Annotated in this window: 8 protein-coding genes; all 8 read right to left on the reverse strand. The window is 45.6% G+C overall.

All coding sequences use genetic code 11. The features are described 5' to 3' along the window. Nucleotides 1-7 precede the first annotated feature (7 nt). Nucleotides 8-592 carry a GNAT family N-acetyltransferase gene (locus ACTO17_RS14680; RefSeq protein ID WP_482558454.1) on the reverse strand — a complete coding sequence of 195 codons (585 nt, stop codon included), beginning with the start codon at nt 590-592 and terminating at the stop codon, nt 8-10. 200 nt (nt 593-792) lie between these two features. Further along, entirely contained in the window at nt 793-1,233 is a 441-nt protein-coding gene (locus tag ACTO17_RS14685) for an NUDIX hydrolase (protein WP_482558455.1), read from the reverse strand. Between the two features lie 513 nt (nt 1,234-1,746). Next, nucleotides 1,747-2,934 (reverse strand): elongation factor Tu, encoded by a 1,188-nt coding sequence (gene tuf, locus ACTO17_RS14690; protein ID WP_016216238.1) that lies wholly within the window; start codon nt 2,932-2,934, stop codon nt 1,747-1,749. Between the two features lie 189 nt (nt 2,935-3,123). Beyond that, nucleotides 3,124-5,238, reverse strand: a complete 2,115-nt coding sequence (gene fusA, locus ACTO17_RS14695) for an elongation factor G (RefSeq protein ID WP_172535410.1) — start codon at nt 5,236-5,238, stop codon at nt 3,124-3,126. Nucleotides 5,239-5,259: 21 nt separating this feature from the next. Beyond that, a complete protein-coding gene (gene rpsG, locus ACTO17_RS14700) occupies nt 5,260-5,730 on the reverse strand; it encodes a 30S ribosomal protein S7 (RefSeq protein ID WP_482558456.1) in 471 nt (156 codons plus the stop codon). A 184-nt stretch (nt 5,731-5,914) separates the two neighbouring features. After that, a complete protein-coding gene (rpsL, locus tag ACTO17_RS14705) occupies nt 5,915-6,337 on the reverse strand; it encodes a 30S ribosomal protein S12 (RefSeq protein ID WP_172535412.1) in 423 nt (140 codons plus the stop codon). A 277-nt stretch (nt 6,338-6,614) separates the two neighbouring features. Next, nucleotides 6,615-10,325, reverse strand: a complete 3,711-nt coding sequence (gene rpoC, locus ACTO17_RS14710; protein ID WP_482558457.1) for a DNA-directed RNA polymerase subunit beta' — start codon at nt 10,323-10,325, stop codon at nt 6,615-6,617. 35 nt (nt 10,326-10,360) lie between these two features. Next, nucleotides 10,361-14,230: a DNA-directed RNA polymerase subunit beta gene (gene rpoB / locus ACTO17_RS14715; protein WP_172536999.1), complete on the reverse strand. Its 3,870-nt coding sequence runs from the start codon at nt 14,228-14,230 to the stop codon at nt 10,361-10,363. Nucleotides 14,231-14,557: the final 327 nt, after the last annotated feature.

Consider the following 14,557-nt stretch of genomic DNA (forward strand, 5'->3'; position numbering starts at 1 on the left):
AAGCCAACTAATTTGTAAGTTTTTTCTCCATGACTTCATAAACCAGCTTTACATCATTTTCTAACTCATAAATTCCATGCCCCACTGTTTTATAACCTCTGTGTTCATATAAAAACACTGCCGAAAGTGAAGCGTCTAAAACAGCCACATCATATTTTTTTGAAATTTCAGTTTCCAGATAATCCATAATATACGATCCGAAGCCCTGCTTCTGATAAATAGGCAGCACATATACCCCTGTAATGTGATTATCTTCAAAGCAGCCTGTTCCTACAATCACACTATTCTCGACTAAAACCCCCATCTTCCCAGATGCTATACCATCTAAAATATGTTCTTTACTATGATGTTGGCAAAAGAAATCCACTACCCCTTTGGGATAATACTTTGCATATATCGTTTTAATCGTTGTATGTAAAACATTGTAAATTGCATTCACCATGTCAGAAGTCGCTGTTACATATTCCATATTTTCTCTCCATAATCCTTGCGTTTCAAAAGTCACACAATCAAAATATTCTATTTTCCCCAATTTCTTTTTTAATAAGTCCGCCAACTTGCTGTAGCCGCTCAAAATAATTGTCAAAAACATTCCAAAAATCTTTCCCGAATGCAGAGCAAAAAGTAACTATATATCTTTTTGTTTACTAAACACCGATTTTCTCCTTATTCATCCACATTACACGGTGCTATCACCATGTCTTTTATATCGCTGAAGGAATTTTTAACAAACATTCTATTCACATATATTAATTTAGCCAGCATATATTGTATTAGGCGGTTTCATTCATTTTATAGATACCCCCGTTTCTTTAATTCTTCAATCAAACGAGGCTGAATGTAGGGGTATGTCCATCTCTCTGGAAATTTATCTGTTATTATGATTTTTTCAATTTCGCTATGTAACTCTGTCTCAAAACATTTGATATCAGCAAAGAAGAACATTCCAAAAGATTCTTTTTTATGATTCAAATTATCAGGTGTTGTAACGGAATATATACAAATGGGTTCTATATCAAATTTCAAAGCCCCTGTTTCCTCATATAACTCCCTTTTTGCTGTTTCCATTATATTTTCCCCATTTTCCCGATGACCTCCGGGCACTTCCCAACTATCTCTGTCCCTGTGTTTACAAAATACATATTTATTTTGAGTTTTAGCAAAAATCACTGCAAATTTAAGCAGTTCATCCGCTATATTTTCATAAAACTTAACCTCTGTCATTTCAATCATTCCACCTTACAATCTTCGATTTTATTAAAAACCTGTTTCTCAGTAATTTACTCACTTAACAAATCAGGATTTATTGTTCTAAGCATAGCATATTTTTATACAATTTGCTATAAAAAATCAGGGCACAGCTGTTGCCACGGCATGTTCTATTCTGATAGATTCAGGCCGCGGAGGATTGCAGTAATTAGCTTATGCTTGACCTCTTTCGGACTTGGATATACCATCGGAAACAATAAATCACAAAAATAGCCGCCCTGTCTGGTAAACTAAGCGGCAATTTTTGTTTCACTTATATACTAGCTACCATCTATCGGCAGCACCTTTTCTATAATCATATTAATACTATACCATGGATATGTCAAAGAATTTTCCATAATGAACTGCTATATTTCATAAAATTTTCTCTTTACGGCACCATTTTGACACCGCTTTCCACTTTTTCATTGTTGCAAAGTTTCAAAAAAGGGCTTCCCGATTTCTCGGAAAGCCCCATAAAATCTAACTCTTTACTGATTATTCAACAATCGTAGCCACACGGCCAGATCCAACTGTTCTACCACCCTCACGGATAGCAAATGTAAGACCCTGCTCCATAGCGATGGGATGAATCAATTCGATGCTCATCTCTACGTTATCACCAGGCATGCACATTTCTGTACCTTCCGGCAGGTTGCAAACGCCTGTTACGTCAGTTGTTCTGAAATAGAACTGAGGTCTGTAGTTGTTGAAGAACGGAGTATGACGTCCACCTTCATCTTTTGTCAAAACGTAAACCTGAGCGGTAAACTTTGTATGGCATGTTACTGTACCGGGTTTTGCAAGAACCTGTCCTCTTTCGATTTCAGTTCTCTGAATACCACGAAGCAGCGCGCCGATGTTGTCACCAGCCTGAGCCTCGTCTAACAGTTTACGGAACATTTCGATACCGGTTACAACCGTTTTCTTGGTCTCTTCTTTGATACCAACGATTTCAACTTCTTCGTTTACATGCAGAACACCACGCTCTACTCTACCGGTAGCAACGGTTCCACGTCCTGTAATTGTGAAGATATCCTCAATAGGCATCAGGAACGGCTGATCTGTTGCACGCTGAGGATCTGGAATATGCTCGTCAACTGCTGCCATCAGTTCCATAACCTTGTCGCCCCATTCTCCGCTTGGATCTTCCAGAGCTTTCAAAGCAGAACCTTTGATAATTGGGCAGTCTGTGAATTCATACTCTTCCAGAATTTCAGTAATTTCCATTTCTACTAATTCAAGCAGCTCTTCGTCGTCAACCATGTCACATTTGTTCATGAATACAACGATGTAAGGTACGCCTACCTGACGGGACAGAAGGATATGCTCTTTGGTCTGAGCCATAACTCCGTCTGTAGCAGCTACTACAAGGATAGCGCCGTCCATCTGAGCAGCGCCAGTGATCATGTTCTTTACATAGTCAGCATGGCCCGGGCAGTCAACGTGTGCGTAATGTCTGTTGTCTGTCTCATACTCAACGTGAGCGGTAGAGATGGTGATACCTCTTTCTCTTTCTTCCGGAGCTTTGTCGATGTTCTCGAAATCAGTAGCTTCGTTTCCAGCAACTCTTTCAGATAATACTTTGGTAATTGCTGCTGTTAAAGTGGTCTTGCCATGGTCAACGTGACCAATGGTTCCGATATTGCAATGTGGTTTGTTTCTTTCAAATTTAGCTTTAGCCATTTTGTAACGTCCTCCTTAATTTTCTGCCCTCCTGGGCTGTCTTATTAGATGCAGCCATTCCCGCACTGATACGGAAATGATTGTTGGATACGGCCATTTCCGCCCAACTGCAGAAATGGTTGCTTTAGAATCAGCTACCTATGATTATATTCGATAATCATTGGATTTTCAAGTGTTTTCTGCACTTTCCTAGCCTTTGGCAGTAATAACTTTTTCCTGAACATTTTTCGGAACCTGCTCATATTTTTCAAAGAACATGGAGTAGTTTCCGCGTCCCTGTGTTCTGGAACGTAAATCTGTGGAATAACCGAACATTTCTGCAAGAGGCACGAACGCCCGCACAATCTTGCCGCCGCCCAGGTCATCCATACCTTCGATACGTCCGCGGCGGGAATTGATGTCACCGATAACATCTCCCATATATTCTTCCGGCATAGTTACTTCCACCTTCATAATCGGCTCTAACAATACCGGAGTTGCCTTCTTCATTGCTTCCTTGAATGCCATGGAACCTGCAATGTGGAAAGCCATTTCGGAAGAGTCTACTTCATGGTAGGAACCGTCATACACGGTAGCGTGAACGCCCACAACCGGGAAGCCTGCCAGAATACCGGCTTTGGTAGCTTCCTCAATACCTTCCCCGACTGCCGGGATGTATTCCTTGGGAATCGCACCGCCCACAACCTCGGAATCAAATTTGAACAGCTCTTCGCCGTTGGCATCCATCGGCTCAAATCTGACTTTACAATGTCCATACTGTCCGCGTCCTCCGGACTGTTTTGCATATTTATATTCCTGATCAATGGGTTTGGTAAATGTCTCTTTATAAGCAACCTGAGGCGCGCCTACGTTTGCTTCCACTTTGAATTCACGGAGCAGACGGTCTACAATAATTTCCAGATGGAGCTCGCCCATGCCGGCAATAATTGTCTGTCCTGTCTCTGCATTGGTATGCGCACGGAAGGTCGGGTCTTCTTCTGCAAGTTTTGCAAGAGCTTCACCCATTTTGCCCTGACCTGCTTTTGTCTTTGGCTCAATTGCAAGCTCAATAACCGGTTCCGGGAACTCCATGGACTCCAGAATTACCGGGTGCTGTTCATCACAAATGGTATCTCCTGTTGCGGTAAACTTAAATCCTACTGCTGCCGCAATATCTCCGGAGTAAACTTTATCCAGCTCCGCTCTCTTGTTGGCATGCATCTGAAGGATACGTCCCACACGCTCTTTTTTATCTTTGGTTGCGTTCAGTACATAGGAACCAGAGTTCATAGTACCGGAATATACACGGAAGAATGCCAGTTTCCCAACGAATGGGTCTGTCATAATCTTAAATGCCAGCGCTGAGAACGGTTCTTCGTCAGAAGAATGTCTCTCCACTTCATTGCCTTCCATGTCTGTTCCCTTAATAGCAGGGATATCTACCGGAGACGGCATATATTCGATGACTGCATCCAGCAGTTTCTGAACGCCCTTATTCCGGTAAGCAGTACCGCAGCATACAGGAACAGCCGCACACTCGCAGGTTCCTTTTCTTAAAGCAGCTTTCATGGCTTCCACAGACGGTTCTTCCCCTTCCAGGTACTCCATCATCAAATCGTCATCCAGTTCGCATACTTTCTCTACCAGCTCTGTACGATACAGCTCTGCATCGTCCTTCATGTCGTCCGGAATTTCAACAATCGAAATATCGTCGCCTTTATCATCATTGTAGATGTAAGCTTTCATTTCAAACAAGTCAATGATTCCCTTGAAATCATCTTCCTTGCCAATGGGCAGCTGAACGCAAATTGCATTCTTGCCCAAACGTTTCTTAATCTGCTCCACTGCACCGTAAAAATCCGCACCCAGAATGTCCATTTTATTGATAAATGCCATTCTCGGTACGTTATAGGTGTCGGCCTGACGCCATACGTTTTCAGACTGAGGCTCTACCCCGCCTTTTGCACAGAAAACGCCTACGGCGCCATCCAATACACGGAGTGAACGTTCCACTTCAACAGTAAAGTCAACGTGTCCCGGAGTATCAATAATATTGATACGGTGCTCTAACGCACCCTCTTTGGGTTTGCAGTTTTCCTGCAATGTCCAGTGACATGTTGTAGCGGCTGAAGTGATGGTAATTCCTCTCTCCTGCTCCTGCTCCATCCAGTCCATGGTCGCAGTGCCTTCATGAGTATCACCAATCTTATAGTTAACACCGGTATAGTAAAGAATACGCTCTGTCGTGGTGGTCTTACCTGCATCGATATGAGCCATAATACCAATGTTTCTGGTTCTCTCTAATGGATATTCTCTTCCAGCCAAGGTTTTTTCCTCCTAAAAATGTTAAAAACGATAATGCGCAAAAGCCTTGTTTGCCTCTGCCATCTTATGCATATCTTCTTTCTTCTTTACAGATGCGCCTGTATTGTTGGCTGCATCCATAATTTCATTTGCCAGTCTCTCTTCCATGGTCTTTTCGCCTCTTTTACGTGAAAAAAGGGTGAGCCAGCGGAGAGCCAAAGCCTGACGCCTGTCAGGTCTTACCTCGATAGGCACCTGATAGGTCGCTCCTCCGATACGTCTTGCCTTCACTTCCAGTACGGGCATGATATTGTTCATAGCCTCTTCAAATACCTCGATTGCCGGCTTATCGGTCTTTTCTGCAACTCTGTTAAATGCTCCGTATACAATTTTCTGAGCTACGCCTTTCTTACCATCTAACATAATATTATTGATAAGTTTGGTAACCACTTTATTATTGTACAGCGGATCTGCTAAAACGTCTCTCTTCTGAGTATGTCCTTTACGTGGCACGTCGCTTCCCTCCTTAATCATTTTCTGATCTTTTCGATTAATTCAACGGTACTCACTGTTTCTGTGTTCGTGCGGAAAATCTTTATCTATAGAAAGCCCCGAGCTTTCTGCACTATGCGTCAAAAAGAATGTACGCTGTCGCGCTTTCCAACACTAACCATTTCGTGATACTATTGTCTGCCAATTATTTTTTAGCGTCTTTCGGCCTCTTTGCACCATATTTGGAACGTGCCTGCCGTCTGTTTGCTACGCCTGCGGTATCCAATGTTCCGCGGATGATATGGTATCTGGTACCAGGCAAGTCTTTTACCCTTCCGCCTCTGATCAGAACAACGCTGTGCTCCTGCAGATTGTGTCCTTCTCCCGGAATATAGCTTGTTACCTCAATTCCGTTGGAGAGACGTACTCTGGCGATTTTACGAAGAGCAGAGTTAGGTTTCTTAGGAGTTGCAGTCTTAACTGCAGTACAAACACCTCTCTTCTGGGGTGCAGAAGTATTGGTCGGGCGTTTCCTCAAGGAATTGTATCCTTTCTGCAAAGCCGGTGCTGTAGATTTCTTCTCAGATGTCTGTCTTCCCTTTCTTACTAACTGGTTAAATGTTGGCATTCTTTTCACCTCCTGTAAAAATTCAAAATATAAGTGCATGATCCCATGCACACTATGACATTATATAAAGATAAAATCGCCGTGTCAAGGACTTTTTCTAATTTTCCCCAAATTTTAGCTTCTTATTCACAATTCTGTCAGAATCTTCCGGTAAACCCGTTTTCTGCCGGTTTAAAAAGGAGCCGCCATAAGCTGACAGCTCCCGAAACACCGCCCGCCGGGAAATCAGCCAGCAACCAATGCTGATGGATTCCCGGCGGGCGCAGCGCGTTATATTCTATTCTGTTTCCAGTACTGCCTCATCTTCCAAAGATTCTCCGAATTCCTTTTCAAAGGCTTCCAATTCTTCCTCCAGCTCTTCGTCCAGTTCTTCGTCCTCTCCCGGATTATAACTGAAATCCAGCATTTCTTCTTCAAAGAAAATATCATCCATTTCATTTGCGTCTGTGGAGAGCTTAATGTCACGGTAACGTTTCATACCGGTTCCGGCAGGAATCAGTTTACCGATAATTACATTTTCTTTCAGGCCGATCAGCGGGTCAACCTTGCCCTTAATGGCTGCCTCTGTCAGTACCTTGGTGGTTTCCTGGAAGGACGCCGCAGACAGGAAAGAATTGGTGGCCAGGGACGCCTTGGTAATACCCAGCATTACCTGTTTGCCCTCTGCAGGCTCTTTGCCTTCTTCTTCCAGTCTTTCATTGGTGTCTTCATATTCCAGAATATCCACTAACGTTCCCGGCAGGAACTCAGAATCTCCGTTATTCTCAATACGGATTTTCTTTAACATCTGACGCACAATCACTTCGATATGCTTGTCATTGATTTCCACACCCTGCAGACGGTATACACGCTGCACTTCCTGAATCATATAATCCTGAACGGCGCGGACGCCTTTGATTTTCAGAATGTCGTGGGGGTTCACACTACCTTCTGTCAGTTCGTCGCCGGCCTCTAACACTGCTCCGTCCATAATCTTGATTCTGGAGCCATACGGAATCAGGTATGCCTTGGTTTCTCCGGTTTCATCGTTGGTCACGATAATTTCACGCTTTTTCTTCGTATCCTTAATGGTGGCAACTCCGGCAAATTCTGTGATAATCGCAAGTCCCTTGGGCTTACGCGCCTCAAACAGCTCCTCCACACGGGGAAGACCCTGCGTGATGTCGTTTCCGGCAACGCCGCCGGTATGGAAGGTACGCATGGTAAGCTGTGTACCCGGCTCGCCGATGGACTGCGCCGCAATAATTCCTACGGACTCTCCCACCTGCACTGCCTGGCCTGTGGCCATATTGGCGCCGTAGCATTTCGCGCAGATGCCGTTATGGGAACGGCAGGTAAGGACTGTACGGATTTTCACTTTGTCCAGAGGTTCTCCCTGCTTATTCACGCCTTTGCTCATCACAAGGGCTGCCCGCTTGGGCGTCACCATATGGTTTGCCTTCACTAAGACATTGCCCTCCGCATCGCAAATATCTTCACATACAAACCTTCCGGTAATACGCTCCTGAAGGCTCTCGATCTCTTCTTTTCCGTCCATAAACGCCTTCACAGACATGCCCGGCGCTTCTTTTCCTTCGCAGCAGTCAATATCCCGGATAATCAACTCCTGGGATACGTCTACCAAACGTCTGGTCAGATATCCGGAGTCTGCCGTACGCAGCGCCGTATCGGACAGACCTTTCCGTGCACCGTGGGCAGACATAAAATATTCCAAAACGTCTAATCCCTCACGGAAATTAGATTTGATGGGCAGCTCAATGGTACGTCCTGTGGTATCTGCCATCAGTCCGCGCATTCCCGCCAGCTGTTTAATCTGTTTGTCAGAACCGCGGGCTCCGGAATCCGCCATCATATAAATATTATTGTATTTATCCAGACCGTCCAACAGCTCTTTGGTCAGAATATCGTCTGTTTCTTTCCAGGTTTCAACAACCTCTTTGTAACGCTCTTCTTCAGTAATCAGACCGCGTTTATAGTTCCTGGTAATCTTATCCACCGTATCCTGGGCATTTTTAATCAGCGCAGGCTTCTTCTCCGGCACTGTCATATCAGAAATGGAAACGGTCATGGCCGCCCTGGTGGAGTATTTATATCCCATGGACTTAATATCATCCAGCACTTCCGCCGTTATGGTGGCTCCGTGAATGTTGATTACTTTTTCCAAAATCTGCTTTAAGCCTTTTTTGCCCACATGGAAATCAATTTCCAGTTTCAGGATGTTTTCCGGATTGCTTCTGTCCACGAATCCCAAATCCTGGGGAAGTATCTCATTGAAAATAAAACGTCCCAGGGTGGATCCCACATTGCCGGTTACTTCTTCTCCTCCCGGCATTGTCTTTGCCACACGTACAGTAATTCTGGAATGCAGCGTCAAGGCATCATTCTCATAAGCCAGAATTGCCTCGTTTACATTCTTGAAAAATTTCCCTTCGCCTTTTGCCCCCGGCCGTTCCTGGGTCAGATAATAAATTCCCAGCACCATATCCTGAGAAGGCACTGCCACCGGCCCGCCGTCGGAAGGCTTCAGCAGGTTATTGGGCGACAGCAGCAAAAACCGGCACTCAGACTGGGCTTCCACAGACAGCGGAAGGTGAACCGCCATCTGGTCTCCGTCAAAGTCTGCGTTAAACGCGGTACATACCAGAGGATGCAGCTTAATAGCCTTGCCCTCTACCAGAATCGGCTCAAATGCCTGAATTCCAAGTCTGTGCAGCGTGGGAGCACGGTTTAACATTACCGGATGCTCCTTGATTACTTCTTCCAAAACGTCCCAGACTTCTGACTGGAGACGCTCTACCATCTTCTTTGCGCTCTTAATGTTATGGGCTGTTCCATTGCATACCAGTTCCTTCATCACAAAAGGCTTGAACAGCTCAATTGCCATTTCTTTTGGCAGCCCGCACTGATAAATTTTCAGTTCCGGCCCTACCACAATAACGGAACGTCCGGAATAATCCACACGTTTTCCCAGAAGGTTCTGACGGAACCGTCCGGACTTACCTTTTAACATATCAGACAAAGATTTCAGCGCGCGGTTTCCGGGCCCGGTTACCGGACGGCCCCTTCTGCCGTTATCAATCAGCGCGTCCACCGCTTCCTGCAGCATACGCTTTTCATTTCTTACAATAATATCCGGTGCGCCCAGCTCCAACAGCCTTCTCAGACGGTTGTTCCGGTTGATAATCCGGCGGTACAAATCATTTAAGTCAGAAGTTGCGAAACGTCCGCCGTCCAACTGTACCATCGGACGCAGATCCGGCGGTATTACCGGAATCACATCCATAATCATCCAGTCCGGACGGTTGCCGGAACCCCGGAAGGCCTCCACAACCTCCAGGCGTTTGATAATTCTGGCACGCTTCTGTCCCGTTGCATCCTTCAAAGCCGCCTTCAGCTCCATGGCGTCTTTTTCCAGATCAATGGCTTCCAACAGCTCCTTAATGGACTCTGCACCCATGCCTACTCTGAAATCGCTGCCATACTTTTCTCTGGCTTCCTGGTATTCTGCTTCTGACAAAACCTGCTTATACTGCAAGTCACTGCTTCCTTTATCCAACACGATATAAGAGGCAAAATACAGTACCTTTTCCAGTGTTCTGGGCGACAAATCCAGGATCAGTCCCATTCTGCTTGGGATTCCCTTGAAATACCAGATATGGGAAACAGGGGCAGCCAGCTCAATATGTCCCATCCGTTCCCTGCGGACGCTTGCCTTGGTAATTTCCACGCCGCACCGGTCGCAGACTACGCCTTTATAGCGGATTTTCTTATATTTGCCGCAGTGGCATTCCCAGTCCTTGCTGGGCCCGAAAATCTTTTCACAGAACAGGCCGTCCTTCTCCGGTTTCAGGGTTCTATAGTTAATGGTTTCCGGCTTTTTTACCTCTCCCCGGGACCACTCTCTGATTTTTTCAGGTGATGCCAGACCAATTTTAATTGCATCAAAGGTAATTGGCTGGTATTTTTCTTTGTTCATTGTTTCCGGCATGTGACTCTCCCTTCCTTTTCCTGCAGGATCTTTGACTATTCATCCAGAACATCGTCAAAATCGGCGAAATCGTCCTCTAATTCCAATGCTTCTTCTTCATCTTCTTCGATATCCACCAGTTCTTCCTCTTCCGGGCTGAATTCCTGTTTGCTGAAGCCCATTGCTCCGAAAGATTCTTCCTCTTCAAAGGCAAAATTCCGGTCGCCGGCAATAATGGAATTCAAATCTGTATTGCCGTATTCACTGGTTTCCATCAGTTCCACTTCTTCTCTGTTTTCATCCAGAACTTTCACATCCAGTCCCAAAGACTGCAGCTCCTTCAAAAGTACCTTAAAGGATTCCGGAATTCCCGGTTCAGGAATATTGTCACCCTTGATAATCGCTTCGTAAGTTTTCACACGGCCGATCACGTCGTCAGACTTCACGGTAAGGATCTCCTGCAAGGTGTAGGAGGCGCCGTACGCTTCCAGAGCCCAAACTTCCATCTCTCCGAAACGCTGGCCGCCGAACTGGGCTTTTCCGCCCAAAGGCTGCTGAGTTACCAGAGAATAGGGGCCTGTGGAACGGGCATGTATCTTATCATCCACCAGATGATGGAGCTTCAGATAATGCATGTGGCCAATCGTTACCGGACTGTCAAAATATTCACCCGTTCTGCCGTCCCGAAGCCTTACCTTGCCGTCTCTGGATAAAGGCACTCCTTTCCACACTTCCCTGTGATCCCGGTTCTCATAGAGATATTCCATCACTTCCGGAAGAAGCTCTTCTTTATATTTGCTTTCAAATTCTTCCCAGGACAGGTTCACATAGTCATTGGCCAAATCCAGGGTATCCATAATATCATCTTCTCTTGCACCGTCAAAAACCGGCGTTGCAATGTTAAATCCAAGGGCTTTTGCCGCAAGGCTCAAGTGAATCTCCAACACCTGTCCGATATTCATACGGGAAGGCACGCCCAGAGGATTCAGCACAATGTCTAAGGGGCGCCCGTTTGGAAGGAACGGCATATCCTCCACTGGAAGCACACGGGAAACCACACCCTTATTTCCATGACGTCCCGCCATTTTATCCCCTACGGAAATCTTACGTTTCTGGGCAATGTAAATGCGGACTGCCTGATTCACGCCCGGAGAAAGCTCGTCGCCGTTTTCTCTGGTAAATACCTTTGCATCTACGACGATTCCGTATTCTCCGTGGGGCACTTTCAAGGACGTATCCCTTACTTCTCTGGCTTTCTCGCCGAAAATCGCCCGAAGCAGACGCTCCTCTGCGGTAAGCTCTGTCTCTCCCTTGGGCGTTACTTTACCCACCAGAATATCTCCGGCACGGACTTCTGCGCCAATCCGGATAATTCCTCTTTCGTCCAGATCTTTCAGGGCATCGTCGCCTACGCCGGGAACATCACGGGTAATTTCTTCCGGCCCCAGTTTGGTATCCCTGGCTTCCGCCTCATATTCTTCAATGTGCACAGAGGTATATACATCCTCCTGCACCAGTCTTTCACTTAACAGAACGGCATCCTCGTAATTGTAGCCTTCCCAGGTCATAAATCCGATCAGCGGATTCTTACCCAAAGCCAGCTCTCCGTTGGAGGTGGAGGGGCCGTCGGCAATTACCTGTCCTGCCTCTACCTTGTCGCCTTTAAATACAATAGGACGCTGATTGTAGCAGTTGGACTGGTTGCTTCGGGAGAACTTGGTCAGTTTGTATACCTCCCGCTTGCCGTCCTCTGTTTTAATCGTAATCTCATTTGAAACAGAACGCTCTACCACTCCGGAATGCTTGGCAACCACGCAGACTCCAGAGTCTACGGCAGCTTTCGTCTCCATTCCAGTTCCCACCGCCGGAGCCTCTGTCGTCAAAAGCGGAACAGCCTGACGCTGCATGTTAGATCCCATCAGCGCACGGTTCGCATCGTCATTTTCCAGGAAAGGAATCAATGCCGTAGCCACAGAAAATACCATTTTCGGGGAAACGTCCATGTAATCAAACATGGTTTTTTCGTATTCCTGCGTCTCTTCCCGGTAGCGGCCGGAAACGGAATTTCTTACGAAATGCCCTTCCGCATCCAATGCTTCATTCGCCTGGGCCACATGGTAATTATCTTCCTCGTCCGCCGTCATATAGACAACTTCATCCGTAACTCTGGGGTTCTTGGGATCAGACTTGTCAATCTTACGATAAGGCGCTTCCACAAATCCATAATCATTAATTCTTGCATAAGTTGCAAGAGAGTTAATCAAACCGATGTTGGGTCCTTCAGGCGTCTCAATGGGACACATTCTTCCGTAATGGGAATAGTGCACGTCCCGCACCTCGAATCCGGCCCGGTCTCTGGACAGACCTCCCGGTCCCAATGCAGACAAACGTCTCTTATGGGTCAATTCTCCCAAAGGATTGTTCTGATCCATAAACTGAGACAGCTGGGAAGAACCGAAGAATTCTTTTACCGCAGCAGTCACCGGCTTAATATTAATCAGACTCTGGGGAGAAATCCCCTGTAAATCCTGTGTAGTCATACGTTCCCGGACTACCCTCTCCATTCTGGAAAGGCCGATACGGTACTGATTCTGCAGCAATTCTCCTACCGCGCGGATTCGGCGGTTGCCTAAATGGTCAATATCATCATCATTTCCAAGTCCGTATTCCAGATGCATATTATAATTAATGGAAGCTAAAATATCTTCCCTTGTAATATGTTTCGGAATCAAATCCGCCGCATCCCTGCGCAGCGCATTTTTAAGCTCCTCCAAAGACTCATTCTCTTCTAATATTGTCTCCAGAACCGGATAATATACAAGCTCTGTAATTCCTAATTTACGGGCTTCCTGGGCATCAATATCCACATAATTGGTCACGTCCACCATCAGATTGGACAATACCTTGATATTGCGCTCTTCTCCCTGAATCCACACGTAAGGAACGGCCGCGTTCTGGATCTTATCTGCCAGTTCCCTGGTCACTGTGGTTCCCTGTTCTGCAATAATCTCTCCGGTAGAAACATCCACCGCATCCTCTGCCAGAACCTGTCCGTGAATACGGTTCCGGAGAGACAGCTTTTTATTGAATTTATATCTGCCTACTTTTGCAAGGTCATAACGTCTGGGGTCAAAAAACATTGCATTAATCAGGCTTTCTGCACTTTCCACAGTCAGAGGCTCACCGGGACGGATCTTCTTATATAATTCCAAAAGACCTTCCTGATAATTGGTTGCAACGTCTTTGCCAAAGCTTGCGACAATCTTTGGCTCTTCTCCGAACAAATCAATGATTTCCTGATTGGTGCCGATGCCTAAGGCACGGATCAGTACGGTAACCGGAACCTTCCTGGTTCTGTCCACGCGCACATAGAAAACATCATTGGAGTCTGTTTCATATTCTAACCATGCACCACGATTGGGGATTACAGTGCAGGAATATAAAGTTTTACCCACCTTATCGTGTGCAATTCCATAATAGATACCAGGAGAACGCACCAACTGGCTTACGATTACACGTTCTGCCCCGTTGATTACGAAAGTTCCTGTTTCTGTCATAAGTGGTAAATCGCCCATGAAGATCTCATAATCCTTGACTTCTTCAACTGCCTCTTTGTTGTAGAATCTCACTCTTACTTTTAAAGGTGCGGCATAGGTTGCGTCTCGTTCTTTACATTCTTCTATCGAATATTTCACGTCTTTTTCGCATAATGTAAAATCGACGAATTCCAGACTTAACTGTCCGCTGTAATCCGCGATGGGAGAGATATCAGCAAATACTTCTTTCAACCCTTCATTGATGAACCAGTTGTAAGAATTCTTCTGAACCTCAATCAGGTTCGGCATTTCTAATACTTCCTTTTGTCGCGAGTAACTCATACGAACGCTTTTTCCTGCTTTAATCGGACGTATTCTGTTTTTCTCCATTGACGTTTCACCTCTCGTTTTCATATTTACAACAATCAATAGCTTATAAAGTACGCTTCTGCTGTCAATCTATTATTAATTATAATAAGCACACTTTATCACAATAGTGCACCCTATATGATAGCATAAAGGCGGATTTCATGTCAAGGATTATTTTGGAAAATTTTTGGAGGGGATTTTCCTAAAAAGGCAGGAGATTGGGGAAAGGGAGGATTTGGGGACGGACGGCAATTCCAGACCGGGATTCCTCTCGCCGACTGGGGCAGCGCTCCGGCGAACTAACTGCTGACTTCGACTATAGGATTTGGGGACGGACGGCAATTCCAA

Source organism: Petralouisia sp., from assembly GCF_056822245.1.

What these genes read in the sequence shown, in the direction of transcription:
- tuf (WP_016216238.1), bottom strand. Translation starts at nt 2,934, where the DNA reads ATGGCTAAAGCTAAATTTGAAAGAAACAAACCACATTGCAATATCGGA.
- ACTO17_RS14685 (WP_482558455.1), bottom strand. Translation starts at nt 1,233, where the DNA reads ATGATTGAAATGACAGAGGTTAAGTTTTATGAAAATATAGCGGATGAA.
- rpoC (WP_482558457.1), bottom strand. Translation starts at nt 10,325, where the DNA reads ATGCCGGAAACAATGAACAAAGAAAAATACCAGCCAATTACCTTTGAT.
- rpoB (WP_172536999.1), bottom strand. Translation starts at nt 14,230, where the DNA reads ATGGAGAAAAACAGAATACGTCCGATTAAAGCAGGAAAAAGCGTTCGT.
- ACTO17_RS14680 (WP_482558454.1), bottom strand. Translation starts at nt 592, where the DNA reads ATGTTTTTGACAATTATTTTGAGCGGCTACAGCAAGTTGGCGGACTTA.
- rpsL (WP_172535412.1), bottom strand. Translation starts at nt 6,337, where the DNA reads ATGCCAACATTTAACCAGTTAGTAAGAAAGGGAAGACAGACATCTGAG.